This window comes from Roseomonas marmotae (assembly GCF_017654485.1).
GTDB lineage: Bacteria > Pseudomonadota > Alphaproteobacteria > Acetobacterales > Acetobacteraceae > Pseudoroseomonas > Pseudoroseomonas marmotae.
The window spans coordinates 2546761-2572238 of the sequence record NZ_CP061091.1; the positions used below are offsets into that span (position 1 = coordinate 2546761).

The following is a 25478-nucleotide window of genomic DNA, read 5'->3' on the forward strand; positions in this document are numbered from 1 at the left end:
CTAGGGGTGCTCCAGCCCATCCGCAATGCCCTCGATCCGCTCGGCGATCCGCGCCAGGCGCTCGGCCAGCTTCGGGTCCATCGCGGCGCCGCCGGGCTGGCCGGCGCGCGCATGGGAGAGTTCCACGCGGAGGTCGTGCAGCTCATCGGCCAGCAGCAGGGAGGCCAGCAACAGAAGCCTGCTCTCCCCGAACTGCCCACCCATGGCGCGGATGGAATTGACGCGGCGGTCCACCTCCGCCGCCAGGGCGATCAGATGCCCCTCCTGGCCATCCTCGCAGGAAACGGGATGCGTGTAGCCGCCAATGCGAACCGTGACCTGACCCAAACTCAGCGCTCCTCGTTCTGGGCGGTGGCCGGAGGAGCCGGGGGTACCCCTTCATCCTCTTCCAGCATGGGATCGTGGGGCTCCGGCTCAGGCGCGTCCAGTTCCACCAGCGCGGCGCGCAGCTTGGCCAGGCTGATGTCCAGGCGCGATGCCAGCGCCTCCACCTGCTCGGCCGGGATACCGGCCTGGGGCTGGGGGCGCGGCTTCGCCAGGGCTTCCGCCAGACGGCCGACCGCCCGCTCAAGACGCGCTGCTGCCTCGCTTACTGCCTCGCTCATGCTACCGCCCCCAAAAATGGCCTATAGCCAAGGGCACCGCGCATCTGCGGTGGCCCACATCGATGCAGGCTTTACGCGCGGGCCGCCGCCAGGGTCAACGGATGCGGCGGCGTGGGCAGCGCATGAAGAGAGGTGGAATCGATGGCACGACAAAGTGACCTCGCGGCAGCGCTGATCGTGCATGACGCATCCCAGGTGGCGCAGGCCCTGCGCGTGGCGCGGGCGGTGCTGCCGCTTGGCCGCGTGCTGCCCCTGCTTTCCGCCCCCGGGGCGGCGCACTGGCTCTCCCCGCGCCTGTTCCTCGCCATGGTGGCAGAGGGTGCGCTGGGTTTGCAGGCACCCCATCTGCCAGTGCTGGATTGCGGCATGGCCGCTGGCTATGCACTGGCCGCGCTGAGGGCCGGTTGCCCCGCCCTGATCCTGTCCGCCGGCTGCCCCGCCTACCCCGCCCTGGCCGGTGCGGCGGCGGAGGCCGGGGCGCGGCTCTGGGGCCGTGCTCCCGCGGCGCTGGACCTCGCGTTGCTGCGCCCCGGCACGCCCCGCGCCGAGGCCGCGCTGCGGGGCTGGCTGACCGAGGTGACAGCCATCTGAGGCTCCGCTAAAGCCTGGGAACTGCCAAGAACATCGAGGAAAGGCCCGCACATGAAGCTGACGCATCGCGTGAAGGAAATCCTCTCCTGGTACGAGAGCGACAATCCCGGAACCAAGGCGAACCTCGCCCGCATCCTGATGGAAGGACAGCTGGGCGGCACGGGGCGGATGATCATCCTGCCGGTGGACCAGGGCTTCGAGCATGGCCCCGCCCGTTCCTTCGCCCCGAACCCGGCGGCCTATGACCCGCGGTATCACTTCGAGCTGGCGATCGAGGCCGGGCTGAACGCCTATGCCGCCCCGCTCGGCATGATCGAGGCCGGCGCAGCCAGCTATGCGGGCGCGATCCCGACCATCCTGAAGGTCAACAGCTCCAACAGCCTCTCCACCACCAAGGACCAGGCGGTCACCGCCACGGTCGCGGACGCGCTGCGCCTGGGCTGCTCTGCCATCGGCTTCACCATCTATCCCAGCAGCGAATACCAGTTCGAGATGATGGAAGAGCTGCGGGAGCTGGCAGAGGAGGCCAAGGCCTCCGGCCTCGCCGTCGTGGTCTGGTCCTATCCGCGCGGCCCGATCCTGGACAAGGCGGGCGAGACGGCACTCGATATCTGCGCCTATGCCGCGCATATGGCGGCGCTGCTGGGTGCCCATATCATCAAGGTGAAGCCGCCGACGGACGTCATCGCCCTCGATGCCGCCAGGAAGACCTACGAGAAGTATCCGGTGGATGCCTCCACTCTGGCCGGACGCATCAGCCATGTGGTCCAGGCCTGTTTCGGCGGGCGGAGACTGGTGGTTTTCTCGGGCGGCGAGGCCGGCACCTCGGAGGCGATGATCGAGATGGCGCGCGGCATCCATGCTGGCGGCGGCAATGGCTCGATCATCGGCCGCAACACTTTCCAGCGGCCACGGGCTGAGGCGCTGAAGCTCCTCAACGACATGGCCGCCGTCTATAAGGGCACAGTCTGAACCATGGCTACGCAGACCGACGGCTGCCGTCTCTATCTCGTCACGCCGCCGGTCCTGGAGCCCCGCGCCTTCGCTGATGTGCTGGCGCGGGCGCTGGACGCCGGCGATGTCGCGGCGCTGCAACTGCGCCTGAAGGGCGTAGATGACGATGCGCTCCGGCGCGCCATCGACATCCTCCGCCCGGTGGTGCAGTCCCGCGACGTCGCCTTCCTGCTGAACGACCGCGCCGAACTCGCGGTGCAGACCGGCTGCGACGGCGCGCATCTGGGACAGGAGGATGGCGACCATGAGGCCGCCCGCCGCCTGCTGGGCGACGGCATGCTGGGCATCAGCTGCCATGCCAGCCGCCACCTGGCCATGCGGGCCGGGGAGATCGGCGCTGATTACGTCGCCTTCGGCGCCTTCTTCCCCAGCAGCACCAAGGACGCCGAGCACCGGGCCGAGCCGGAGGTGCTGGAATGGTGGTCCTCTCTGTTCGAACTGCCCTGCGTCGCCATCGGCGGCATCACGCCATCGAACTGCGCGCCGCTGGTGCGCGCGGGGGCCGATTTCCTGGCGGTGGTCAGCGCCGTCTGGAACCATCCGGAAGGCGCGGATGCCGGGGTGCGCGCCATGAACGCCGCCATCGCCGCCGCGCAGGCCTGACTCCCCTCACCTGAAACACCGAAGGCGGGCCGGATCATCATCCGGCCCGCCTTCGGTAAGGGCTTGGCATTCGTCGCGGCGGGAGGGGGGGCCCGCCGTCGGAACTCAGCGGCGGCCGCCGCCCAGATTCAGGTCGCTCACCGCTTCGGCCAGATGCGCGGCATGCGGGGAGGACGGCGCCTCGGCCAGCTCCTCGAAGCTGGCACCGGTGCCGGCCATCATCAGGCGGCCGTTGTCCGGGCGGTTGTAGATGAAGCCGTGGAGCGGGTAGACGCGGCCATAGGCCTCGTCGCTGCGGCCGACCTGCACGCGCACCGCCGTCCAGTCGTTGCGGTCGGAGACATCGATGACGGAGACGCCGTGCATGACGGTGCCCTTGCGGATGCCCGGGCCTTCCCAGTTCGCATGGTCGATCAGCACCTCACGCGCGCCGACCACCTTGGAGACGACGGCCACATGGCCCAGCCGCATGCCGCCGGATGCCCGGAAGGACATGACGGCGCCGCGCTCCGGCCGCTGGCCACGGGCATAATTGCCGGCGGCTCTGGCCCACCAGGTATGGGCGTTGCCCGTGATGTCCATTCCGGTGATGGAGCGGACATACGGCACGCAGGAGATGGAGGCGAAACGGCTGACGGCGGCACCGCGCGTCACGGAACTGCGGAGCGGCTGCTTGGTGCCCTGCAGCTTGACGCTGCGGCTAGTGGAGCTCACCTCGGTTGCGACGCGCTGCTTCACGGTCTCCCGCGCGCCGCGGCTGGTGGCCGCATCGGCCATCGTCGGCATGGCGCAGGCCACGCCCATTAGGACAGCCACGGCCAAAGCAGTGCTCGTCACCCGCATGAAACCCCCTGATTACTCTTAGTCAGCCCCCAACCGGACCGGTTTCCCGGCTTCGGCAGTAAGGCGGTAGCAAAGGCGGGAGGCCGAGGACAATCGAGTTGCACGTTGCAGGACGAAACATGCCGTGATTCGGCATTTCAGGGTTCACCAACCGGTGAATAATAAGACTTTATTCCTAAATCACTGACTTACAGGATAAAATGCCACAGTGTTGCGATGTTTATGCAACAGCCATGGAGTCGATGCCCGGAAACAGAAGCGGCGCAGCCGGTTTCCCAGCCGCGCCACTCCGTGACTCTGCGTTACGGAAAGTAACGCGTCCGCCTCAGCGGCAGGCGGTAACCATGATCTCCACCAGGTGGCGCGGGTCGGCCATGTTGGCCTCCACGCAGGCGCGCACGGGCGCGCCGCCTTCCGGCAGCCACTTCGTCCAGACGCCATTCAGGGCGTCACGGTCGCGGATGTCCTTCAGCCAGACCTGGGCCTGCAGCAGGCGGGTCTTGTCGGTGCCGTGGTGCTCCAGCAGCTCGTCGATCTTGGCCAGGACCTGCTTGGTCTGGCCGACCACGTCCTGGGACAGGTCCTGCGCGGTCACGCCGGCCAGGAAGACGAAGCCGTGATACTCGACCGCGTTAGAAAGGACCGGGTTGGTCTCGTGGCGGGTGATCTTGCTCATCGGCGCTATGCGCTCCCTGTGGCTGGGATGGGACGTGTCCTGGACACGGCGCCTCGGGCACCGGGACAGGGTCGGCTGCTTCTACGGCGCTCGTGACACCCTCGCAAGGTGGCTGCCTTCCGCCATGGCATTCAGCCTTCCAGCGCCCGCTCGATCCGCCGTAGCTGCCGCAGCCCCCAGACGAAGGCGCAGAGTGCCAGCAGGACGCCCACCAGCGCCGGCAGACGCAGGCCGAAGACCTCGCCAGCGGCGCCCAGCATCAGCGCCCCCAGGGCCGGGCAGGCGCGGGTGATCAGGCCCCAGAGCGCCAGGACACGCCCGCGCATATCCGGCCGCGCCGCCGTCTGAGCCAGCTGCTGGGTGGAGATCCCGTGCAGGGAGGTTCCGGCGCCGATCAGGACGGCACAGGCCAGTCCGAAGCTGAACCAGCCTGTGGCGACGAAGCCCGCCACCGCCAGGGCCTGGGCGAGGCCGGAGAAGATGGAGATGCGCGTCGCCCCCTCCACCCGCCCGCGGCCGGAAAGCCAGAGCCCGGCCACCAGCGCGCCGACGCCGAAGCTGGCCGTCAGCATGGCCAGGGAATCGGCGCCGCGCGCGAAGTTCCGCTCCACGAAAGGAGGCAGCATCTCCTGCACGGAACGCAGCAGCACGCCCATCATGGCGGCATAGGCCAGCAGGGCGCCAAGGCCGGGATGCCCGGCGATGTAGCGGAAACCCTCCCCCACCTCGGAGGCCAGCCCCCTGCCCGTGCCGCCATGGCCGCGCCGGTGCGCCGGGTCCACCTTCATCAGTCCCATGCTGCCCACGGCGCAAAGATAGGCGATGGCGTTGCAGGCCACGGCCGGCGAAACGCCGAAAGCAGCGATGATCGGCCCCGCCAGGGCCGGGCCGATGAAACGGGCGATGTTGAAGACCAGGGAGTTGCAGGCCACGGCCGCCGGCAGCTCCGCAGGCGGGACGACGCCGGGAAGCAGGGTCTGGCGCGCCGGCTGCAGGAAGCTGGCGGCGGTGCCGGCGCAGAGCTCCAGCAGGATCAGCAATTCGATCCGCATCGTGCCGGTGGCCACCAGCGTGGCCACCAGCGCCGCTTCCAGCGCGATGGCGCCCTGGGCGATGGTGGTCAGCCGCACCCGGTCCACCCGGTCCGCCACCGCGCCAGCGATGGGGCTGATGAAGGCGGCGGGCGCCAGGTCGCTGAAGGCCACCAGCCCGACCCAGAAGGCGCTCCCCGTCATCTCCCAGGCCAGCCAGCCCACGGCGATGCGGTGCATCCAGAGCCCTGTCCAGGCCGTCAGGCTCGCGCCGAAAAAGAGCCTTGCGTCACGGGTGGCCAGCGCCCGGCGAATGGCGCCGAACGCCGCGGGGGACCGCAGGTCAGGAGCCTCGCCCGCCCCTCGGGCCGGAGGCCGGAACCGGCGCCGCGCCTTCCGCGCCGCGCAGGCAGCGTTCGACCATCCGCTCCTGCTCATACTGGGCGGAGAGCCGGTCCGTGCTCAGGCGGCCGCTGACGCTGTCGGTGAAGGCACCGGCGCCGAGGCGCGCATCCGCCTCGTCCAGCCGCATCTGCTGGCCGCGCTCGCGGTAGCGCATGATGCGTTCGGCATCCTGCCGGCAGGCGGCGGTGGCGAGGTCCTGCTGCCGCTGCTCGGCGGAGCGCGGCGGGGCCGCCGCGCAGGCACCCAGGAGCAGCAGAAGCGAGAGGGAGAGGGCTTTCATAATGCGCTCCGGCAAGGCGTGGTGCCGGTGCGGCGCGGGCCGGAAAAAGCGCCGCGCGGCTCTTCAGCCCGCTTCCACCCCCCTGCCCGCCGAGGTCCCGGCGACGCGGCTTGACAAAAGCCGCTTCATGACGGTTTCGTCGAAGCGGCCCGCGCCGTCCAGCCCCGTTGTCGCTGCGGCGGCCAGTAAAGCCGGATGAATCTCGATTCCGTCCCGGCCGATGGCGAAAAGCCCGGCCATCCAGCGCGCACGGCCCAGCAGGTCCACCAGCGCCAGCAGCCGCAGGCAGAGCGCCAGGCCCGCCAGCGTGTCCAGCCCCGCCAGCCGGTCCACCGCTTCCGCCCAGCAGGCGGCATCCGCATCGGCGAGGGTCAGTATGGCGCCGTCCTGGTGCCGGTCTCCGGCAAAGAACAATGCGCGGTGCGGGCCCCAGAGTTCGGCGGCGGCGGCGGCGCGCGCCGCCTCCCAGGCATTGCTGAGAGCACGCGGGGGGACGCCGGGGAGATCCTCGGGCCGGCAGGGAATAGCGTAGTGCAACACGCCGTCAGGGGCGAGTGCCACGCGGACAGCGGTGGACATGGCCCCAAGATGGGGCTTCCCGGCGGGCATCGCCAGGGGCGCCGGGCAACCCGCGCTCCTGCCCGGTGTTGGCGGAAGGCCACAGCCAGACGGAGGACCCATGCGGCCGATTCCCCGCGAGCCGGGCCTGGACCACTCCCTCGCCTTCCTGGCGGAGGGCTATACCTTCGTCTCCCGCCGCTGCGACCGGATGGGCACGGACCTCTTCGCGGCGCGCATCATGCTCACCCCGGTGGTCTGCATGCGTGGCGCGGAAGCCGCGCGCATCTTCTACGACGGAGACCGCTTCACCCGGCGGGGCGCCATGCCGCAATCCGTGCTGCGCCTGCTGCAGGACAAGGGCAGCGTGCAGAGCCTGGATGGCGAGGCCCACCGGCACCGCAAGCAGATGTTCATGGACCTGATGTCGCCCGCGGCGGTGGAGCGCATCGGCCAGTTGCTCGACCATCACTGGCGGCAGGCCGTGCCGCGCTGGCGGACGATGCCGGAGATCGTGCTGCTGCGGGAGATGGCGGAGCTGCTGACCCGCACCGCCTGCGACTGGGCCGCCCTGCCGGTGCCGGAGGAGGAGATGCCCGCCCTGGCGCGGGAACTCTCGGCCATGGTGGAGCAGGCCGGCAGCATCGGCCCCCGCAACTGGTGGGCGCTGCGCCTCCGGCAGCGCACCGAGCGCCGCGTGGGAGGGCTGGTGGAGCGCATCCGCGCCGGTGAACTGCAGGTGCCACCGGGTTCGGCTGCGGCGGTCCTGGCGCGGCATACCGGGCCGGATGGGCAACCGCTGGACAGAGGTATCGCGGCGGTGGAATTGATCAATATCCTCCGCCCCATCCTTGCCGTCGGGCGCTTCATCACCTTCGCCGCCCTGGCGCTGCACGAGTATCCGGACTGGCGGCAGCGCCTTGCGGAAGACGAGACCGACCTGACGCCCTTCGTGCAGGAGGTGCGGCGCTTCTATCCCTTCTTCCCCGTCGTCGGCGGCAGGGTGCGGCGGTCCTTCGACTGGTCCGGCCACCGCTTCGCCGAGGGCGACTGGGTTCTGCTCGACCTCTACGGCACCAACCACGACCCGCGCCTCTGGCCCGATCCCGCGCAGTTCCGGCCGGAGCGTTTCCGCGGCTGGGCAGGCAATCCCTATACGCTGATCCCGCAGGGGGCCGGGGAGTTCATGCAGGGACACCGCTGCCCCGGCGAATGGATCACCATCGCGCTGATCGAGCAGGCCGTGCGGCTGCTGGCCGGCGGCATGCACTACACCGTGCCGCCGCAGGACCTCAGCATCCGCCTCTCCCGCATCCCGGCGGCACCGGAAAGCGGGTTCGTCGCGCGGGTGATGCCGGAGCCGGTATCCGCCGCCGCCTGACCCTCAGCCGGCGGCGTGGGTGGCGCGGCCGGGAATGGCGTCCAGGAGCTGCCGTGTATAGGCCTCGCGTGGCGACTTCAGCAGCTCCGCCGCCGGGCCGATCTCGATGATACGGCCGCGCTGCATCACGGCGATCCGGTCGCAGACCTGCGCCGCCACATGCAGGTCATGCGTGATGAAGAGCACGGCCAGTTGCAACTGCTGCTTCAGTTCCTCCAGCAGTTCCAGAACCTGCTTCTGCACGGAGACATCCAGCGCCGAGACCGGCTCATCCGCCACCAGCACCTCCGGCTCCAGCGCCAGGGCGCGGGCGATGCCGATGCGCTGGCGCTGGCCGCCTGAGAATTCATGCGGGTAGCGGCCGGCGACCCTCGCCTCCAGCCCCACGCGCTCCAGCAGTTGCCGCGCGCGCTCCAGCGCCGCCGCGCGGGGCATCCCGGCGGCCACCAGCCCGTCTGAAATGCTGTGGCCCACCTTGCGGCGCGGGTTCAGGGAGGCGAAGGGGTCCTGGAAGACCATCTGCACGCGGCGGCGCATCTCGCGCAGCGCGCGGCCATGGGCGGTGCCGAAATCCGCGCCGCCGATATCCACATGCCCCGCATCCGGCTCGGACAGCCGCGTCAGCAGCCTCGCCACCGTAGACTTACCCGAGCCGGATTCCCCCACCAGCCCCAGCGTCTCGCCGCGGGCGATGCTGAAGGTCACATTCTGCACAGCGGGCACGATGCGCGGCGGCGCCAGCCATCCGCCTCGGGCGATATAGGTCTTGCACAGCCCGGTGACGACGCAGCCCGCGCGCTGCTCCGCGCGCCGGGGGCGCGGCGGCGGCTCCAGCGAGGGCACGGCATCCAGCAGCGCGCGGGTATAGGGATGGCAGGGCGCCTCCAGCACCTTGGCGGCGGGCCCCTGCTCCACCGCCACGCCCTTCCGCAGCACCACGACCCGGTCGGCGATCTCCCGCACCACGCCGAAATCATGGGTGATGAAGACGATGCCCATGCCATGCCGCCGCTGCAGCTGCGCGATCAGCCGCAGGATCTGCGCCTGGGTCGTGACATCCAGTGCCGTGGTCGGCTCATCGGCGATCAGCAGCGCCGGTTCCAGCGCCAGCGCCATGGCAATCATCACCCGCTGCCGCTGTCCGCCTGAGAGCTGGTGCGGATAGGCACGCAGCAGGCGCTCCGGGTCCGGTAGTCCGACCTCCCGCGCCAGTTCCAGCGCGCGTTCGCGGCGCGCGCGCGGGGTCAGCAGGCCATGCGCCTCGAACATCTCGGCGATCTGCTCGCCCACGCGCATCACCGGGTTCAGCGCCGTCATCGGCTCCTGAAAGATCATGGCGATGCGGCGGCCGCGCAACTCCCGCCATCCCTCAGCATCCAGCGACAGCAGGTCGCGCCCCTCGAATTCCACCCTGCCGCCGGCCGGGCGGATGCTGCGCGGCAGCAGTCCCATCAGGGCCTGGGCGCAGAGCGACTTGCCCGAGCCGGATTCGCCGACGAGGCAGAGGATTTCCCCCTTCTCGAGCCGGAAGGAAACGCCGCTGACGCCGAGCGCGCGGTCGGCGCCGCCCGGCAGCGCCAGGCTCAGGTCGCGCAGTTCAACCAGTGGACTGGCCATGGGAGCCTCTCCACGCTCGGTCTGGGTCTCACGCATCCTCGCGCATCCCCCGCTCCCGCATTTCCGCCGGCAGGGCCACGGCGGCGGCCTCGTCGCACAGCACGGTCACCGCGCCATGCGTCTGAAGGGCTGAGGCGGGGCAATCCTCCGCAGGCGGCTGCAGCAGGGCGCGGCCCAGCGTTGGCGCCTTGGCGGCGCCGGTGACGACCAGCAGGATCTCCCGCGCCTCCAGGATGGTGGCGATACCCATGGTGATGGCGCGCTCCGGCACTGCCTCCCCGGCGGGGAAGAAGCGCTGGTTGTCGGCACGGGTATGCGCAGCCAGCCTCACCACCCGGCTGCGGGAGGCGAAGGAAGAGCCGGGTTCGTTGAAGCCGATATGCCCGTTGCGGCCCAGCCCCAGCAGTTGCAGCGCGATACCGCCCGCGGCGGCGATGCCGGCTTCGTAGCGATCCGCCTCGGCCTGCGGATCGGGCGCCATCCCGTCAGGCAGATGCGCGCGGGCGGTATCCATCCCCACATGGCGGAACAACGCTTCCCGCATGAACCAGGCATAGGAGGATGGGTGATCGGGCGGCAGGCCGACATATTCATCAAGGTTGAAGCTGCTGGCCTGCTGCAATGGCGCCTGGCCCGCGCGGTGCAGCGCGACCAGGGCGTCGTAGACCGGCAGCATGGTGCCGCCGGTGGCCAGGCCCAGCACCATGTCCGGCGCCTCCCGCAGCCGGGCTGCGATGCGGCCGGCGGCCAGCCGCGCCACGGCCGCCGCATCCGGTCGCACCACCAGGCGCGGCAGGCCGCTCATGCGGGCACCGGAAGGGCCGGGGCCGCCGGCAGGCGGGAATCGTGTGGCAGGTCCGAAAGACCGAAGAGCCCCGCATGCAGCCGCGTCAGCGCCATGCCCACGGCACCCACCACCGCCGCGCGGCTGCCCAGGGCACTGGTGTCGATCGGCATGGGAGAGCGCATGTAGCGCGCGGCCAGGGCGCGCACCCGCTCCGCCAGTTCCACCCGCGCGCCGACGCTGCCGCCCAGCACGATCCGGGCAGGGTCCAGCAGCGCGCGCACAGCCATCAGTGCCTGCACCAGCAGCCGCGCGGCCTCGTCCATCGTCGCGGCGGCGGCGGCATCGCCTTCGCCCAGGCAGTCGAAGATGCCGCGCACATCCTGGGCCCCCGTGCCACCGAAGCCCCGATAGCGGCCAAGCAGCGCCTCGCTGCTCAGGGCGGTTTCCAGTGTGCCATAGCGGTAGCCGCGGCTGTCGAAAGGATCGCCGCCCAGCGGCAGATAGGCGATTTCCCCTGCCGCGCCGCCGGCGCCGCGCAGCAGCTGCCCATTGGCGACAATACCCATGCCGACGCCCGTGCCCAGGGCGATGAAGGCGAAATCCCGCACATCCTGGCAGCAGCCCTGCCACTGCTCACCCTTGGCGGCGAGGTTGACGTCGTTCTCGACGCTGACCGGGCAACCCAGCCGTTCCTCCAGCACGCGCAGGACATCCAGACGGTCGAAGCCCGGAATGTTCGGTGCGATGGTCACAGCCCCCGTGGCGGGCTCCAGCACGCCGGGGCAACCCAGGGTCGCGCCACGCAAGGCACCCGCCGGCATGTCCGCCTGCGCCGCCACGCGGTCGGTCAGGGCGCCGATCTGCGTGATGACATGCTCCCCGCCCCGGCGGTCGGTGGGCTCCACCGCTTCCCCCACCACGGTACCTGCCAGGTCGGCCAGCGCCAGGCGGATCTTGGTGCCGCCGAGGTCGATGCCCGCCACGAAGGCGGCGCGGGTTTCCAGTGTATAGGTCACCGCGCTGCGGCCAAGCGCGCCCTGAGTCTGGCCATCGGGACGAATCCAGCCACCGCTTTCCAGCACACGCACTACCTCGGTTGCCGTCTGCTTGGAGAGGCCGGTGAGCCGCGCCAGCTCCGCGCGCGAGACCGGGCCCTGGCGCAACAGGGTTTCCATGATGGAGCGGACCGAAAGCTGCCGCGCGACCGAGGCTGGCTGAGAAGTCAGGGTCATCTTCCCCGGTATTTCGTCAGGATCGTGGACGAAGCTGTGCTGGAACTCTGATGATGTCAACGAGGACCGTCCGAAGGCACCGCCTGAAAACCCAGAACTCCTCGCATTTCGTCCAGATGCTTTACAAACTCGCTCACGCATGCATGACTGCCATGCAGCATCGCTCGGGCGAGCGATCCCGACGGAGGACCCTCTGGATGCAGCAGCGACGCTCTCTGGCACTTATGGCCGGGCTGGCCATCACCGCGCTTGTCGCGCAGGCGCCGGGTCCCGCCGCCGCGCAGGGCAGCACGCTGCGCGTCGGCATCCAGGATGACCCGGATGCACTCGACCCCGCCACCAGCGGCACCTATGCCGGCCGCTTTGTCTTCGCCGCGCTCTGCGACAAGCTCGTGGATATCGGTCCCGACCTGAGCATCGTGCCGCAGCTGGCGCAAAGCTGGGAGGTGGCGCCCGACGGTCGTGGCATCACCTTCACCCTGCGCCAGGGCGTCACCTTCCATGACGGCACGCCCTTCGATGCCGAGGCAGTGAAGTTCAACATCGAGCGCATGCAGACCATGCCGGACAGCCGCCGCAAGGCGGAGTTGTCGCCGGTCTCGGGTGTGGAGGTGATCGCGCCGGACAAGGTGCGGCTGGTGCTGAAGGCGCCATTCGCCCCGCTGCTCTCCGTGCTCAGCGACCGCGCGGGCATGATGGTCTCCCCCGCCGCCGCCGCGAAACCGGATTTCGCGGCCAACCCCGTCTGCGCCGGCCCCTACCGCTTCGCCGAGCGCCGGGCGCGCGACATCATCCGCCTGACCAAGTACCAGGGCCATTATGACGCCGCCCGGCATGGCTACGACGCCGTCACCTATGCCTTCATCCCCGACACCACCGTCCGCCTCTCCCGCCTCCGCGCCGGCGACCTGGATGTGGCGGAGCGCCTGGCGCCGACCGACCTGAAGACGGTTCGGGAGGACAGGAACCTCGGGCTGCACACCGCTTCCGGCCTCGGCGTCTCGCATCTCATGATCAATGTCGGCGGCACCGACCGCGCCAGTGCGCCCATCGTCAAGGACGCCCGGCTGCGGAAGGCGCTGGAACTGGCGCTGGACCGCAACGTCATCAACCGCGTGGCCTTTGGCGGAGAAAACGCGCCCGATAACCAGATGCTGCCGCTGAGCGACCCCTTCCGCTCCACGCAGCACCCCATGCCCGCGCGGGACGTGGCGGCGGCCAAGGCGCTGCTGGCGCAGGCGGGCGTGACGACGGTGCCGGTGGAACTGACCTTCGAGAATGCGCCGACCGATGCGCGCGTCGCGCAGATCATCCAGTCCATGGCCAAGGAAGCCGGCTTCGACATCAAGCTGGTGCCGCTGGAGACCACCACGGCCATCCAGCGCTACCTCGCCGGCAACTTCGAGGCCTATATCGGCAACTGGAGCGGCCGCGGAGACCCGGATGGCACGCTTTACGCCTTCTTCTCCTGCGAGGGCGGGCAGAACGTGAACAAATACTGCAACCGTGCGCTCCAGGGCGTGCTGGACCAGGCGCGGGCGGAGACGGACACCGCGAAGCGCAAGGCGCTCTATGAGCAGGCAAGCGGCATGTATCTGGCTGACCTGCCGAGCATCCCGCTCTATCACCCCAACTGGTTCGTCGGCGCGCGGGCGAATGTCACGGGCATCACCGTCTATCCGGACGGGCTGCTGCGCCTGACCGGCGTCGCCCCGGCGCGCTGACGGCGGCGGCGCGGGGACATGGGCAGGCTTCTGCTGCGCCGGCTGCTGGCGGCGATCGTGACGCTGCTGGTGGTCTCGGTGCTGGTCTTCGCCTTGCAGCGCCTGCTGCCGGGCGACCCGGCGGTGGCCCTGGCGGGCGAGGAGCAGAACCCCCAGGTCATCGCCTTCCTCCGAGCCAAGTATCAGTTCGACCAGCCGCTGCCCGTGCAGTACTGGGCCTGGCTGAAGGCCTTCCTGCAGGGCGACCTCGGCATCTCCGTCCGCACCCAGTTGCCCATCGGGCGCATGGTGCTGGAGAAGCTGCCCGTCACCTTCGAGCTCGCCTTCCTCTCCATGCTGCTGGCCGTGGCGCTGGGCATTCCGCTGGGCGTGCTGGCGGCGCTGCGCCGGGGTTCGCTCGCGGATTACCTCGTCAGCGTCGTAGGGCTGGCGGGGCTGTCCATCCCCTCCTTCTGGCTGGGCATCATGCTGATCCTGGCCTTCTCGGTGTCCCTGGGCCTGCTGCCCTCGGGCGGATATGTGCCTTTCTTCGAGGACCCCGTCGCCAACCTCCGCACCATGGTCATGCCGGCCGTGGTGCTGGGCACCGCCTCCGCCGCCATCCTGATGCGGCATACCCGCTCCTCCATGCTGACGGTGCTGAAGCAGGATTTCGTCCGCACCGCCCGCGCCAAGGGGCTGCGGGAGCGGATCGTGGTGGTGCGCCACGCGCTGCGGAACGGGCTGATCCCGGTGGTGACGCTGGGCACGCTGCAATTCGGCCAGCTCCTCTCCGGTGCCGTGCTGACCGAGCAGGTCTTCGGCATCCCCGGCTTCGGCAAGATGATCGTCGATGGCGTCTTCTCGCGCGACTATGCCGTGGTGCAGGCGGTGGTGATGTGCTCCGCCGCCTTCTTCCTGCTGATGACGCTGCTGGCGGATCTTCTCTACATGGCCCTGAACCCGAGGCTGCGCGCATGAGCGATATCGCGAGCCTGGAAGAAGCGGCGCCACCCCCGCCGCGCACCGGCTGGCGGCGCCTGCTGCGGGAGCCCGCGGCCATCGGCGGCGGGCTGATCGTGCTGGCCTTCGTGCTGCTGGCCCTGCTGGCGCCGCTGATCGCGCCCTACGACCCCAACGCCTCGGACTGGATGGCGGTGCGGGAGGCACCCAGCGCCGCGCATCTCTTCGGCACCGACGACCTCGGGCGCGACGTGCTCTCCCGCGTCATCTACGGCGCGCGGGCCTCGCTGGCGGCGGGGCTGATCTCGGTCGTCATCGCGCTGCTGCTGGGGGTGCCGCTGGGCGTGCTGGCCGGCTATTTCGGCGGCTTCACGGATATGGCCATCTCCCAGGTCACGGATGCGCTGCTGGCCTGTCCCTTCCTGGTGCTGGCCATCGCGCTGGCGGCCTTCCTCGGCGCCTCGCTGGAGAATGCCATGATCGCCATCGGCATCTCCGCCATGCCCATCTTCATCCGCCTGGCGCGCGGGCAGACGCTGTCGGTGCGCGCCGAGGACTATGTCAGCGCCTCCATCTCCCAGGGCCTGGGCCATGGCAGCATCCTGGTCTTCCACATCCTGCCGAACATCCTGCCGCCCATCATCGTCCAGGCGACGCTGACCACCGCCATTGCTGTGCTCGCCGAGGCCAGCCTGGCCTTCCTCGGCCTGGGCCAGCCACCGCCCGACCCCTCCTGGGGCTCCATGCTGGATTCGGCGCGGCAGTTCCTGGTGGACGCGCCCTGGATGGCCGTCTGGCCCGGCCTCGCCATCGTGGTGGTGGTGATCGGCTTCAACCTGCTGGGTGATGCGCTGAACGATCTTCTGAACCCCCGCGACTGACGCGGCACGATGCAAGGAGTCCGATGATGACGCAGAGCGTGCTTCCCCTCCTCCGCATCGGCTTCGTCGGCTCCGGCTTCATCGCCCATTTCCACCTGCAGGCGCTGGTGGGCGTACGCAATGTCGCCGTCACCGGCGTCTTCAGTCCGCGCGCCGAGCGGCGGGAGGCTTTCGCCGCCCGTGCGCGGGAGATGGAGCTGGGCGATTGCGCTGCCTTCTCCTCGCTGGAGGCCATGCTGGAATCCGGCGCGGTGGATGCGGTCTGGATCGCCGCGCCCAACAACACGCGGCTGGAAACGATGCGCGCCATCCACGCCGCCGTCACCTCCGGCCGCTCCGGCCTGCGCGCCGTGGCCTGCGAGAAGCCGCTGGCCCGCACGCTGGCCGAGGCGCGGGAGATGCTGCGGCTGGCCGAGGATGCCGGGCTGCTGCATGGCTATCTGGAAAACCAGCTTTTCTCGACCGCCGTGCTGCGCGGCAAGGACATCATCTGGCGCCGCGCCGTGCCCGGCACCGGCCGCCCCTATATCGCCCGCGCCGCCGAGGAGCATTCCGGCCCGCATGAGCCCTGGTTCTGGCAGGGCGAGAAGCAGGGCGGCGGCGTGCTCTCGGACATGATGTGCCACAGCGTGGAGGTCGCGCGCTTCCTGCTGACCGCGCCCGACGAGCCACGTGATGCGCTGAAGCTGGTCTCGGCCAATGCCAGCCTGGCCACCGTGAAGTGGCGCCGCCCCGCCTATGCCGAGGATCTGAAGCGCCGCATGGGCGCCGAGGTGGATTACACCCGCCGCCCCGCCGAGGACTTCGCCCATGGGGTGCTGACGCTGGAGGACCCTGACGGCAACCCCGTGGTGATCGACGCCACGACATCCTGGGCCTATGTCGGTGCTGGCCTGCGGATCACGCTGGAACTGCTGGGGCCGGAATACGCGCTGGAATTCTCATCGCTGAATACGGGGCTGAAGGTCTTCCTCTCCCGCGCTGTGCAAGGTTCCGCCGGCGAGGATCTGGTCGAGAAGCAGAATGCCGAGCAGGGGCTGATGCCCGTGCTGGAGGACGAGGCCGGTGTCTATGGCTACACGCTGGAGAACCACCACTTCGTCGAGGCCTTCCGCCGTGGCGCCATGCCGGCCGAAACCTTCCATGACGGCGTGGCCGTCGTGCAGATGCTGATGGCGCTCTACCGCTCGGCCGAGCTGGGCCGTGTGGTGCAGATCGCCACCGAGGATCTGGAGAACTACGTCCCGCCCGTCGCCCGGGGCTGAACCCGGGCGGCATCGCTAGTATCCTGATCGCGAAATTCCTACGATCATGCAGGTAATCGTAGGGAGAGCCGCGATGGGCAAACCGGCGGTGACGATTAGGCTGAGTGAGGCCGAACGTCGGGAACTGGAATCCCTGGCTCGGGCTCACAAGACCGGACAGGCGATGGCGCGCCGGGCCCGCATTGTGTTGGCCGCCGCCGCGGGTCTGGAGAACAAGGCGATCAGCGCTGAGGTCGGCGCGGACGCCAACACGGTTTCAAAGTGGCGTCGGCGCTTCGCCGTGCATCGCCTGGACGGGTTGCTCGATGAGCCCAGACCAGGCACGCCGCGCACGATCGGCGATGACGCGATCGCCGATACCATCCGGCTGACGCTGGAAACAACGCCGCCAGGTGCGACGCATTGGTCGCTGCGCTCCATGGCCCGGACCGTCGGGTATGCGCCATCGACCATCCACCGCATCTGGCGGGCCTTCGGGCTGCAGCCGCACCGGAGCGAGACCTTCAAGCTCTCCAATGACCCGCTCTTTGTCGAGAAGGTGCGCGACATCGTCGGGCTCTACCTGGCACCGCCGGACCGCGCGCTGGTGCTGTGCGTGGATGAGAAGTCCCAGATCCAGGCGCTCGACCGCACCCAGCCCCTGCTGCCGATGCGTCCCGGCCAGGCGGAGCGGCGCACGCACGACTATACCCGCCACGGCACTACCTCGCTGTTCGCAGCGCTCGACATCGCGACCGGGACAGTGATCGGCCACTGCTACCCTAAGCACCGCTCCACCGAGTTCCGGAAGTTCCTGGATCAGGTGGAGAAAGCCGTGCCCCAGGATCTCGACGTCCATCTCGTGATGGACAACTACGCCACCCACAAGACCAAGCCGATCCGCGACTGGCTGCTCAAGCGCCCGCGCTGGCATGTCCATTTCACGCCCACCGGCGCCTCCTGGATCAACCAGGTCGAACGCTTCTTCGCCCTCATCACCGACAAGCAGATCCGGCGCGGCATCCATCGTTCCACCCAGGCGCTCGAGCGCGACATCCGTGCCTTCATCGAAGCCCATAACGTCGATCCCAGACCGTTCCGCTGGACCAAGTCCGCCGACGACATCCTCGGTGCCATACAGCGCTTCTGCCAGCGCACCCAGCAGATCGGAGGAACTACAGAATCAGGACACTAGAGAGTGATCTCGTAGCGCAGATGGTCGGTGCGCGTAGCGATCCGGTCATAGGCGGCGCGGGCCTGATGATTGTCGGTCTTGGTGTGCCAGTAGATCCGCAGCCAGTTCTCCCGGCGGCCGATCGCGGCAAGTTCCTGGATCAGCCGCGTGCCGACGCCCATCCTGCGGGCCTCGGGATGCACGAAAAGGTCCTCGAGGTAGCAGACGGTCTGCGTGCTCCAGGTATTGGGATGGCAGACATAGTTGCAGAAGCCGACGGCCTTGCCGGACGCGTCGCGGGCCAGCAGGCAGTGGACCGGCTCCTGCGGCGCGAGGATGCGCCGCCAGGTGGTGTCCGTGACGTTCTGCGGCAATACGGCGCCGCCAAAGGCGCAGTACTGCGCCCATAGCTCCAGCCAATCCGCGCGGTCATCCTGCGATGCCGGCCCGATCCTGACCTCTTCGCTCATCCGACAAGCCCCCGCTGAAGCGATCCACACGCCAGCTTAACCCCGACCCAGCAAAAGACCGAGCGGGCGGCCTGCCTGCTGAACAGGACACTGGACCTCCGGCCGCGCCACACGCAGCATCGCGGCATGAGCACGAATCCCGCCGACCTCTCCGCCACCGAGGCCGCACGGCGTATCGACGCCGGCAGCCTCCGCCCCGAAACCCTGCTGGAAGCCTGCCTGGACCGCATCGCGGAACGGGAGCCGGTGGTGCGGGCCTTCGTGCATTTCGATCCTGCCCTGGCCCGCGCCGCCGCCTCCCGCCCCCTCGCCGGCATTCTGGCCGGCCTGCCGGTGGGGGTGAAGGATGTGCTGGATACGGCGGACCAGCCCTCGCAATACGGCTCGCCGATCTGGCAGGGGCACCAACCGCGCGCCGACTCCTATGCCGTCGCGGCCACGCGGCGGGCCGGCGGCATCATCATGGGCAAGACGGTGACGACGGAATTCGCCACCCGCCATCCCGGCCCGACCACCAACCCGCATAACCCCTCGCGCACGCCGGGCGGCTCCTCCTCCGGCTCGGCGGCGGGGGTGGCGGCGGGCTTCTTCCCGCTGGCGCTCGGCACGCAGACCGGCGGTTCCGTGCTGCGGCCGGCGGCCTTCTGCGGCGTCACCGGCTTCAAGCCCAGCTTCGGCCTGATCCACCGTGCCGGCATGAAGGTGATGAGTGAAAGCCTCGATACCATCGGTGTCTTCGGCCGCGGCGTGGGGGATTGCGCGCTCTATGCCCAGGCGCTGACGGGCCAGGACCTGGGCGACCCGCAGCGCGCCACCGGCGCCGCGCCACGCCTCGCCGTCTGCATCGGCCCCGCCGGGGATGCCCTGCCTGCCGCCACCCGCAGGTTGCTGGAGGATGTGGCGGATGCCGCCAGCCGGGCCGGGGCGCGCGTCACGCGGCTGGAACTGCCGCCCGGCGTCATGGCGGGGTTCGAGGCGCATCCCGTGGTGATGAACGCCGAGACGCTGCAGGCCCTGGCCTGGGAACGCATGACGCATCCCCGGCAGATCTCCGCCGTGCTGACCCAGAATCTGGACTGGGCGGCCGGCGTGCCCGCCCCTGCCCTGGCCAAGGCTCGCGCGGCCTTCGCCAGCGCCCGCGCCGCCTTCAAGGACTTCATGGCCGGATACGACGCCATCCTCACCCCCGCCGCGCTGGACGAGGCGCCCGAGGGGATCGGCTGGACCGGTGACGCCATCTGCAACGCGCTCTGGACCGCGCTGCACGCCCCCTGCATCAGCATTCCCGCTGGCCGGGGCGCGGCGGGAATGCCGGTGGGGGTGCAGCTTGTGGCCCCTTATGGCGAGGACCGCACCCTGCTCGGCTGGGCCGGGTGGCTGGAGGGCGTGCTGGGCCGCTAGGCCATGCTGCATGCTCCCCAGGCGACCGGGCGGGGCCGCCTATCCTCGTGGCGTAAGGGTGTGGGGGCGGGGCCCGGTTGCCCCGCCCGCCAGTCTTCAGCGCGCGGTGCTGGAGGCGGTGACCTTGTCCAGCAGAGCGGAAGCGGCATTCACGCAGGCCTGCATGGATTCATCCTCGGCGCAGCGCACGCGGAGGCTGGTGTCTCCGTGCCTGATCGAGAAGGACGCGGCATCGGAGGGCGGCGGGCCGAAGCCCCGCTGGCCATGAGGGCCGCGCATTCCCATCATCCCGGGGCCACGCCCGCCTGGGCCGAAGCGATCGTGACGGTCGGCGCGATCAGGGCGATCAGGGCGCTCGGCCTCAGCCTGCGGGGCCGCCGGTGCATTAGCCGGCGGCGTCGGCGCCTGGGCCAGAGCCACGCCGCTCATGCCCAGCATCACGATACCAGCACCCAGCATCAGAAACTTCTTCATGGCTTCACCTTCCTATAGAAACCGGCGTTCCACCAAAGCAGATCGCCGGCAACACCAAATCAATACCCAGGAGTGAACGCGCCGTCTCGGAAGAAGTTGTTATCTATTGTTTCTCGAAACCGACTACGTATTTTAGTAATCAAACCCACGCTGTATTCTTGAAATTTTTTCTTGTCTTTCGGGCTGCAGCCGGGCCGGAAAACTGAAACCAGCGCCATCCGTGCATGTGACGACACGCCACGCGGCCAAATCGTAAGGCCATGCCGCGGCCACCCATCAGAAGTGGCACGAGGCCGCCTGCCAGCCGCATCGGAGGCAGCAATATCCACAGCGCGACGGCCCATGACACCATCTATGTCCAGCACGTGAAAACACAACGTCGCGCGGACAGGGCTTTCGCTTCCGCGACGCCACCCGGCCATGAGCATCCGGACACCTCGAAGTACCCGTCGCTGTGCTGGTTTCGTGAACAGGGTTGTCGCCTCAGGTCATGACGTGCCCCTGCTGACCCGACTGGGTCACCGGCTTTGGGCGGCGGGTGCCGCTCTTCGTGGGCGCGGTGGGGTTATGCGGGCGCAGCTCGGGTGCTGAGCCAGGCGAGGCGGGCGAAGTTATAGGCCAGATTGGCCATGCCGATCTTCACCTGGGCCCGTGCGATGCCGATCGTGCGGACGAACAGCCTCATACGGTGCTTCTGGGCGGCGAAAACATGTTCGATGCCGGAGCGGATCCGGGCGCGTAAGGCATTGGCCTTCGCCTGCTGTTCGGAAAGTTGACGCCGCGGTGGCCTGCGGAACTGAATGCGTTCGGTCAGGCCGCGCCGCTCCAACACTTCCAGATTGCGCTTGGTGCGGTAGGCGGTGTCCGCCCAGACGCGGCTGGCGGTGTTCTCGGGATCCAGCAGATCTACAAAACTGCGGCTGTCATGCTGGGCGGCATCGGTGACTGTCCAGCGGCGGATCAGCCCGTGCCGCCGGTCGATACCGATATGGCTCTTGTAGCCGAAGATGGGCACCGCGATCTGGATGGCCTGGCGCTGCGTGCCTTCTGGTTTGGGCTTGGTCCTGCCGCGCTTGAGCGTCCACCGCGCATCCCGGTCCTTCTGCGCCCGCTTGGCACGGGACCAGCCTTCCGGCGTGCCACCGTTGCGGATGGTGGCTTTCTCCTCAATGGTGAGCTGCTGGCGCGGTGCGGCGATCAGGGTGGCATCAATGATCTGCCCACCCATGGCGAGAAAGCCCTTGGCCGCCAGCACCTCATCAAAGCGGCGGAACAGCCCCTCGATGGCACCGGCCTGCTTGAGCTGTTCGCGATAGAGCCAGATCGTCTTGGCATCCGGCACCGCCTGATGCAGGCCAAGACCCGCAAAGCGCATGAAGGACAGCCGGTCCCGCAGCTGGAATTCTGCTTGCTCATCCGAGAGGCTGTAGAGCGCCTGCAGCACCAGGATGCGGAACATCATCACCGCATCATACGGTGGGCGTCCGCCGCGGCCGCGATCTGACCGCTTCAGCGCCGCATCCAGTACGGGGCGGAAGATCTCGAAGTCGACCACTGCCGCAAGGCGCTCCAGCGGATCGCCCGCGGCAGAGAGCGTTGCATACCGCTCATCCACATCGAAGAAGCCTGGCTGATCTGCCATCGCCACTGCCTCCGCTGATTGACCTCATTGAATCAGCTCAGCGTGTCAACCGCGAGGTTTTTAGAGGCGTCCATCCGCCGGCGGCGGCCATGATGACCGGATGTGCCGGTGGAGCCGGTGGTTCCGGACCCCACCGGCTCCAGCTGAAGGCCGCTATTCAGCCGCCATCCGATAGTACCGCGCCGCCGCCTCGGCGGAGATCAGCCCGTTGCCCAGGTCATCCGCGACCCTGGCGGGATTGCGTGCCGTGGGGTCACCCAGCCCCCCGCCGCCGGGGGTCAGCACCACCAACCGTTCCCCTGGGGGGACGACCTGCAACCCCTTGCCCCGCAGCACCTGCCCGGATCCCAGCCCGACATAGCCCGCCGCCCCATCCGCGCCGCCATCCCGGCCGCGCGGCGGATACTGGATGCGGTCAAAGGAAGCGAGCAACTCGAAGGGCGCGTCGTCGCGGTTCTCGATTTCCATGATCTGGCCGAGGCCGCCGCGCTGGCGCCCGGCCCCGCCGGAATCCGGGCGGAACTCCTTGCGCCAGAACATCAGCGGCGACTGGATCTCCGCGATCTCCACCGGTGTCCCATGCACGCCGGAAGGATAGGCGGTGGCCGAAAGCCCGTCCTGCCGCGGCCGGCCGCCGGTGCCGCCATTGGTGGTGATGGCCAGGGCATAGCCGTGGTTCGGCCCTTCCATCCTCGGCCGCACGCCCCGGACGATGATGTTCCAGATGCAGGACGTGCCCTCCGCCGGCACGCGGTCCGGAATGGCCTGCCGCAAGCAGCCGAAGACCATGTCCGGCAGCATCTGCCCGATGATGTGGCGGGCCGAGACGGGCGCCGGCTTCTGCGCGTTCAGGATGCAGCCCGCCGGGGCCGAGACGGTCAGCGGAGCCAGGGAGCCCGCGTTGTTCGGGATATGCGCCGCCACCACGCAGCCCAGGCCAAAGCAGGTATAGGCGGTGGTATAGGCGATGGGCACGTTGATGCCGCGCTTCGCCGCATCCGACGTGCCGGTGAAATCGACATGGATGCCGCCGTCGGAAATCGTCAGCGCCGCTTCCAGCGTCAGCGGATGGTCATAGCCGTCGACCATCATGGAATGCCGCCAGGTGCCCTTGGGCAGCTTGGCGATTTCCGCCAGCACCGCCTCGCGCGACCGGGTGATGATGTGCTCCGCCAGTGGCTCCAGCGTATCGATGCCGAATTCGTCCATCATGGCCGAGAGGGCGCGCACGCCGACATCGTTGCAGGCGGCGAGCGAATAGGTGTCGCCCTCCGTATCCACCGGCAGCCGCGTATTGGCTCGGATCATCGCCATCAGCGTCTCATTGACCTTCCCCTGGTCGATGAGCTTCAGCATGGGGATGTAGAGCCCCTCCATGAAGACATCGCTGGCCTCGGGGCCGTTGCCAAGGCCGCCGATGTCCATCAGGTGGCTGGTGCAGGAAAACAGCCCCACCAGCTTGCCCTTGTGGAAGGCGGGCGTGGTGATGACGAAGTCGTTCAGGTGCCCCGTGCCCATCCAGGGGTCGTTGGTGATATAGGCATCGCCTTCCTTCATCGTCTCGATGGGGAAGTGGCGGATGAAGTGCTTCACCGCCTCGGCCATGGAATTGATATGGCCGGGCGTACCGGTCACCGCCTGGGCCAGCATCCGCCCCTTCAGGTCGAAGACGCCTGCCGAGATATCCTCACATTCCCGCACGATCGGACTGAAGGCGGTGCGGATCAGCACCTGCGCCTGCTCGCCCACCACGGCGATCAGGCGGTTCCACATGATCTGAAGGTCGATCAGGCCGGGTTGCGTGCTCATGCCGCCTTCCTTTCCATCACGATGCAGCCGGCGCCGTCGATATGCGCGTCAAAGCTGGCGGAGACATAGGTGGTGGTCTCGTCCTCGGCGATCACCACTGGGCCAGGGACGACCGCTCCGGGTGGCATGGCGGCGCGCTGATAGACCGGCACCTCCACATGCCTCTCGCTGCGCCCGTCGAAGATCAGGCGAAGGCCGGAGGGCTCCGGCGCCTGGGCCGGTTCCACGGCAGGCATGGCCTCCGGCTTCTTCGCTTCCGTCGAGACCAGCACGGACCAGTTCAGCACCTCGATCGCCGCGGACGGGATGATGCGGGCGAACTGCGCGGCATATTCGGCCTCGAAGATCCGGCGCAGCTCCGGCACATCCGCCACCGTCAGGTCGCGGTTGGGCAGCAGCACCGTGATCTCATGCCCCTGTCCCACATAGCGCATGAAGGCCATCCGCCGCTCGAACAGCGGGGCGCCGCGTGCGCCCGGCTCCACCAGCGCCCGCGCGGCCGCCGACATCTCCGCGAAAAGCGCCGAGACGCTGGCGCCGTCGAAGCTCTCATCCACCCGTGCATGGCGGGAGCGGACGATCTCATAGGCCACGGGCGCCGCCAGGAAGCCGACCGCGGAGCCGACGCCGGCATTGGGCGGCACCAGCACGCGGCTGACGCCCACCTTCTCCGCCACCCGCGCCGCGTGCAGCGGCGCCGCGCCGCCGAAGGCGATCATGGTGTGCTGGCCGATCACCGCCCCCCGTTCCGCCGCATGCACGCGGGCCGCGCTGGCCATGTTCTCGCAGACCATCTCATAGACAGCGTAAGCCGACATCTCTGGCGAGAGGCCTAGCTTCTCCCCGATCTCCCGGCCCAGCGCATCGCGGGAGAGGTCGGGCCGCAGCGTCATGCTGCCGCCCGCGAATCCCTCCGGCGCGATCAGTCCCATGGCCACATCGGCGTCCGTCACCGCCGGCCGCTCCCCGCCGCGCCCGTAGCAGGCGGGGCCGGGCACGGAGGAGGCGCTTTCCGGCCCCACCGTCACGCGCTGCATGGCATCCACCTGCGCGATGGAGCCGCCACCCGCGCCGATCTCCACCATCTCGATGACGGGGATACGCAGCGGCAGGCCCGAACCCTTCAGGAAGCGGGCCGTGCGGTCCACCTCGAAGAAACGCGAGGTCGCCGGCTCGCCATTCTCGATCAGGCAGATCTTCGCGGTCGTGCCGCCCATGTCGAAGGACAGCACCTTCTGTTCATTGGCCCGCAGCGCCATCTGCGCGGCGAAGATGGCACCACCGGCCGGCCCGGATTCCACGAGACGCACCGGGAACTTCTGCGCCGTCTCCAGCGACGTCAGCCCGCCGCCGGATGTCACGAGATAGGTCGCGCCACGATACTGCCGCGCCCGCAGCGCATCGCGCATCCGGCCCAGATAGCCTTCCATCAGCGGCTGCACATAGGCATTGGCGACGGCCGTGGAGGTGCGTTCGTATTCCCGCACCTCCGGGCAGACCTCATGCGCCATGGTGATGGAAAGCCCTGGCATCAGCGTCTTCAGCACCGCCGCCGCGCGCTGCTCATGCACCGGGTTTGCGTAGGCGTGCAGGAAGGCGAAGGCGACGCTCTGCACCCCTGCCTTTTCCAGTTCCGCCACCAGGGCGGCCACGGCTGCCTCATCCAGCGGCAGTCGGATCATGCCTTCCGCATCCACACGCTCCGGCACTGTGAAGCGCAGGGCGCGCGGGACCAGCGGCACGGGCTTTTCCAGCGTCAGGTCATATTGGTCATAACGGCTTTCCGTGCCGATCTCCAGCACGTCGCGGAATCCCTGAGTCGCGATCAACGCGGTACGCGCGCCGCGCCGCTCGATGATCGCGTTGGTGGCGAGGGTGGTGCCGTGGACAAAGACATCGATGTCGGAGAAGCGCAGTCCCGCATCCTCCAGTACCAGCAAGACACCCTCCAGCACCCCTTCCTCCGGCGCTGCAGGCGTGGTCAGCACCTTGCGGGTGCGCCGGTCGCCGCCGATATCGAGCACGACATCGGTGAAGGTGCCGCCGATATCGGCGGCCAGGCGGACGGGTGGCGGAATCGTCAAAGCGGAACTC

General features: G+C 69.1%; 25 protein-coding genes. 10 read left to right on the forward strand and 15 right to left on the reverse strand.

Features of this window, described 5'->3' with window-relative positions:
- A complete protein-coding gene (zapA, locus tag IAI58_RS12065; RefSeq protein ID WP_207450746.1) occupies nt 1-327 on the reverse strand; it encodes a cell division protein ZapA in 327 nt (108 codons plus the stop codon).
- A 2-nt stretch (nt 328-329) separates the two neighbouring features.
- Nucleotides 330-605: a hypothetical protein gene (locus IAI58_RS12070; protein WP_207450749.1), complete on the reverse strand. Its 276-nt coding sequence runs from the start codon at nt 603-605 to the stop codon at nt 330-332.
- Between the two features lie 141 nt (nt 606-746).
- Between IAI58_RS12070 and IAI58_RS12075 the strand changes: the two genes are divergently transcribed.
- Genes IAI58_RS12075 through thiE form a run of 3 tightly spaced genes read left to right on the forward strand, consistent with a single transcriptional unit; the run spans nt 747 to nt 2813 of the window.
- Complete coding sequence (locus tag IAI58_RS12075; protein ID WP_207450751.1) at nt 747-1196, forward strand: hypothetical protein; 450 nt, start codon at nt 747-749, stop codon at nt 1194-1196.
- A 51-nt stretch (nt 1197-1247) separates the two neighbouring features.
- Complete coding sequence (locus IAI58_RS12080) at nt 1248-2168, forward strand: class I fructose-bisphosphate aldolase (protein WP_207450752.1); 921 nt, start codon at nt 1248-1250, stop codon at nt 2166-2168.
- 3 nt (nt 2169-2171) lie between these two features.
- The gene (gene thiE, locus IAI58_RS12085; protein WP_207450754.1) at nt 2172-2813 is read left to right on the forward strand and encodes a thiamine phosphate synthase; all 642 of its coding nucleotides are present in this window, start codon (nt 2172-2174) and stop codon (nt 2811-2813) included.
- Nucleotides 2814-2918: 105 nt separating this feature from the next.
- On the opposite strand, the gene IAI58_RS12090 is transcribed toward thiE, so the two are convergent.
- The 5 genes from IAI58_RS12090 to IAI58_RS12110 all read right to left on the reverse strand — a co-directional run bounded on the left by IAI58_RS12090 (nt 2919) and on the right by IAI58_RS12110 (nt 6627).
- A complete protein-coding gene (locus IAI58_RS12090; protein WP_237182847.1) occupies nt 2919-3629 on the reverse strand; it encodes a CHAP domain-containing protein in 711 nt (236 codons plus the stop codon).
- A gap of 352 nt (nt 3630-3981) precedes the next feature.
- On the reverse strand, nt 3982-4332 hold the full coding sequence (locus tag IAI58_RS12095; RefSeq protein WP_207450758.1) for a RidA family protein: 351 nt from the start codon (nt 4330-4332) through the stop codon (nt 3982-3984).
- A 131-nt stretch (nt 4333-4463) separates the two neighbouring features.
- Nucleotides 4464-5705: an MFS transporter gene (locus tag IAI58_RS12100; RefSeq protein WP_272874889.1), complete on the reverse strand. Its 1242-nt coding sequence runs from the start codon at nt 5703-5705 to the stop codon at nt 4464-4466.
- Between the two features lies 1 nt (nt 5706).
- Entirely contained in the window at nt 5707-6048 is a 342-nt protein-coding gene (locus IAI58_RS12105; protein WP_207450762.1) for a hypothetical protein, read from the reverse strand.
- Nucleotides 6049-6111: 63 nt separating this feature from the next.
- Nucleotides 6112-6627 (reverse strand): hypothetical protein, encoded by a 516-nt coding sequence (locus tag IAI58_RS12110; RefSeq protein WP_207450764.1) that lies wholly within the window; start codon nt 6625-6627, stop codon nt 6112-6114.
- A gap of 100 nt (nt 6628-6727) precedes the next feature.
- Here IAI58_RS12110 and IAI58_RS12115 point away from each other — a divergent pair, with 100 nt between their 5' ends.
- On the forward strand, nt 6728-7987 hold the full coding sequence (locus tag IAI58_RS12115; RefSeq protein WP_207450766.1) for a cytochrome P450: 1260 nt from the start codon (nt 6728-6730) through the stop codon (nt 7985-7987).
- Between the two features lie 3 nt (nt 7988-7990).
- Here the strand turns inward: IAI58_RS12115 and IAI58_RS12120 are convergent, their stop codons facing one another.
- Genes IAI58_RS12120 through IAI58_RS12130 form a run of 3 tightly spaced genes read right to left on the reverse strand, consistent with a single transcriptional unit; the run spans nt 7991 to nt 11623 of the window.
- Nucleotides 7991-9604, reverse strand: a complete 1614-nt coding sequence (locus IAI58_RS12120) for an ABC transporter ATP-binding protein (RefSeq protein ID WP_207450768.1) — start codon at nt 9602-9604, stop codon at nt 7991-7993.
- Nucleotides 9605-9632: 28 nt separating this feature from the next.
- Nucleotides 9633-10409 carry a glucosamine-6-phosphate deaminase gene (nagB, locus tag IAI58_RS12125; RefSeq protein ID WP_207450770.1) on the reverse strand — a complete coding sequence of 259 codons (777 nt, stop codon included), beginning with the start codon at nt 10407-10409 and terminating at the stop codon, nt 9633-9635.
- Nucleotides 10406-11623 carry an ROK family transcriptional regulator gene (locus IAI58_RS12130; protein WP_207450772.1) on the reverse strand — a complete coding sequence of 406 codons (1218 nt, stop codon included), beginning with the start codon at nt 11621-11623 and terminating at the stop codon, nt 10406-10408. Before IAI58_RS12130 ends, nagB begins: the two co-directional genes overlap by 4 nt.
- A 197-nt stretch (nt 11624-11820) precedes the next feature.
- Here IAI58_RS12130 and IAI58_RS12135 point away from each other — a divergent pair, with 197 nt between their 5' ends.
- The 5 genes from IAI58_RS12135 (at nt 11821) to IAI58_RS12155 (ending at nt 17609) form a co-directional block, all read left to right on the forward strand.
- Nucleotides 11821-13347, forward strand: coding sequence for an ABC transporter substrate-binding protein (locus IAI58_RS12135; RefSeq protein WP_207450774.1), 1527 nt, complete (start codon nt 11821-11823; stop codon nt 13345-13347).
- A gap of 18 nt (nt 13348-13365) precedes the next feature.
- Nucleotides 13366-14307: an ABC transporter permease gene (locus tag IAI58_RS12140; protein ID WP_207450776.1), complete on the forward strand. Its 942-nt coding sequence runs from the start codon at nt 13366-13368 to the stop codon at nt 14305-14307.
- A complete protein-coding gene (locus tag IAI58_RS12145; RefSeq protein ID WP_207450778.1) occupies nt 14304-15170 on the forward strand; it encodes an ABC transporter permease in 867 nt (288 codons plus the stop codon). Before IAI58_RS12140 ends, IAI58_RS12145 begins: the two co-directional genes overlap by 4 nt.
- 23 nt (nt 15171-15193) lie before the next feature.
- A complete protein-coding gene (locus IAI58_RS12150; RefSeq protein WP_208775948.1) occupies nt 15194-16435 on the forward strand; it encodes a Gfo/Idh/MocA family protein in 1242 nt (413 codons plus the stop codon).
- Nucleotides 16436-16508: 73 nt separating this feature from the next.
- Nucleotides 16509-17609, forward strand: a complete 1101-nt coding sequence (locus IAI58_RS12155) for an IS630 family transposase (RefSeq protein WP_208775915.1) — start codon at nt 16509-16511, stop codon at nt 17607-17609.
- On the opposite strand, the gene IAI58_RS12160 is transcribed toward IAI58_RS12155, so the two are convergent.
- A complete protein-coding gene (locus IAI58_RS12160; RefSeq protein WP_207445526.1) occupies nt 17606-18058 on the reverse strand; it encodes a GNAT family N-acetyltransferase in 453 nt (150 codons plus the stop codon). The two genes, IAI58_RS12155 and IAI58_RS12160, sit on opposite strands and share 4 nt — an antisense overlap.
- 126 nt (nt 18059-18184) lie before the next feature.
- On the opposite strand from IAI58_RS12160, the gene IAI58_RS12165 reads away from it, so the two are divergent.
- Nucleotides 18185-19459, forward strand: coding sequence for an amidase (locus tag IAI58_RS12165; RefSeq protein WP_208775949.1), 1275 nt, complete (start codon nt 18185-18187; stop codon nt 19457-19459).
- A gap of 96 nt (nt 19460-19555) precedes the next feature.
- On the opposite strand, the gene IAI58_RS12170 is transcribed toward IAI58_RS12165, so the two are convergent.
- From IAI58_RS12170 to IAI58_RS12185, 4 genes are all read right to left on the reverse strand, one after another.
- Nucleotides 19556-19933, reverse strand: coding sequence for a hypothetical protein (locus tag IAI58_RS12170; protein WP_207445524.1), 378 nt, complete (start codon nt 19931-19933; stop codon nt 19556-19558).
- 565 nt (nt 19934-20498) lie between these two features.
- Nucleotides 20499-21575, reverse strand: coding sequence for an IS5 family transposase (locus tag IAI58_RS12175; protein WP_208775950.1), 1077 nt, complete (start codon nt 21573-21575; stop codon nt 20499-20501).
- Between the two features lie 153 nt (nt 21576-21728).
- Nucleotides 21729-23384 (reverse strand): hydantoinase B/oxoprolinase family protein, encoded by a 1656-nt coding sequence (locus tag IAI58_RS12180; protein WP_207445523.1) that lies wholly within the window; start codon nt 23382-23384, stop codon nt 21729-21731.
- Complete coding sequence (locus IAI58_RS12185; protein ID WP_237182213.1) at nt 23381-25468, reverse strand: hydantoinase/oxoprolinase family protein; 2088 nt, start codon at nt 25466-25468, stop codon at nt 23381-23383. Before IAI58_RS12185 ends, IAI58_RS12180 begins: the two co-directional genes overlap by 4 nt.
- Nucleotides 25469-25478: the final 10 nt, after the last annotated feature.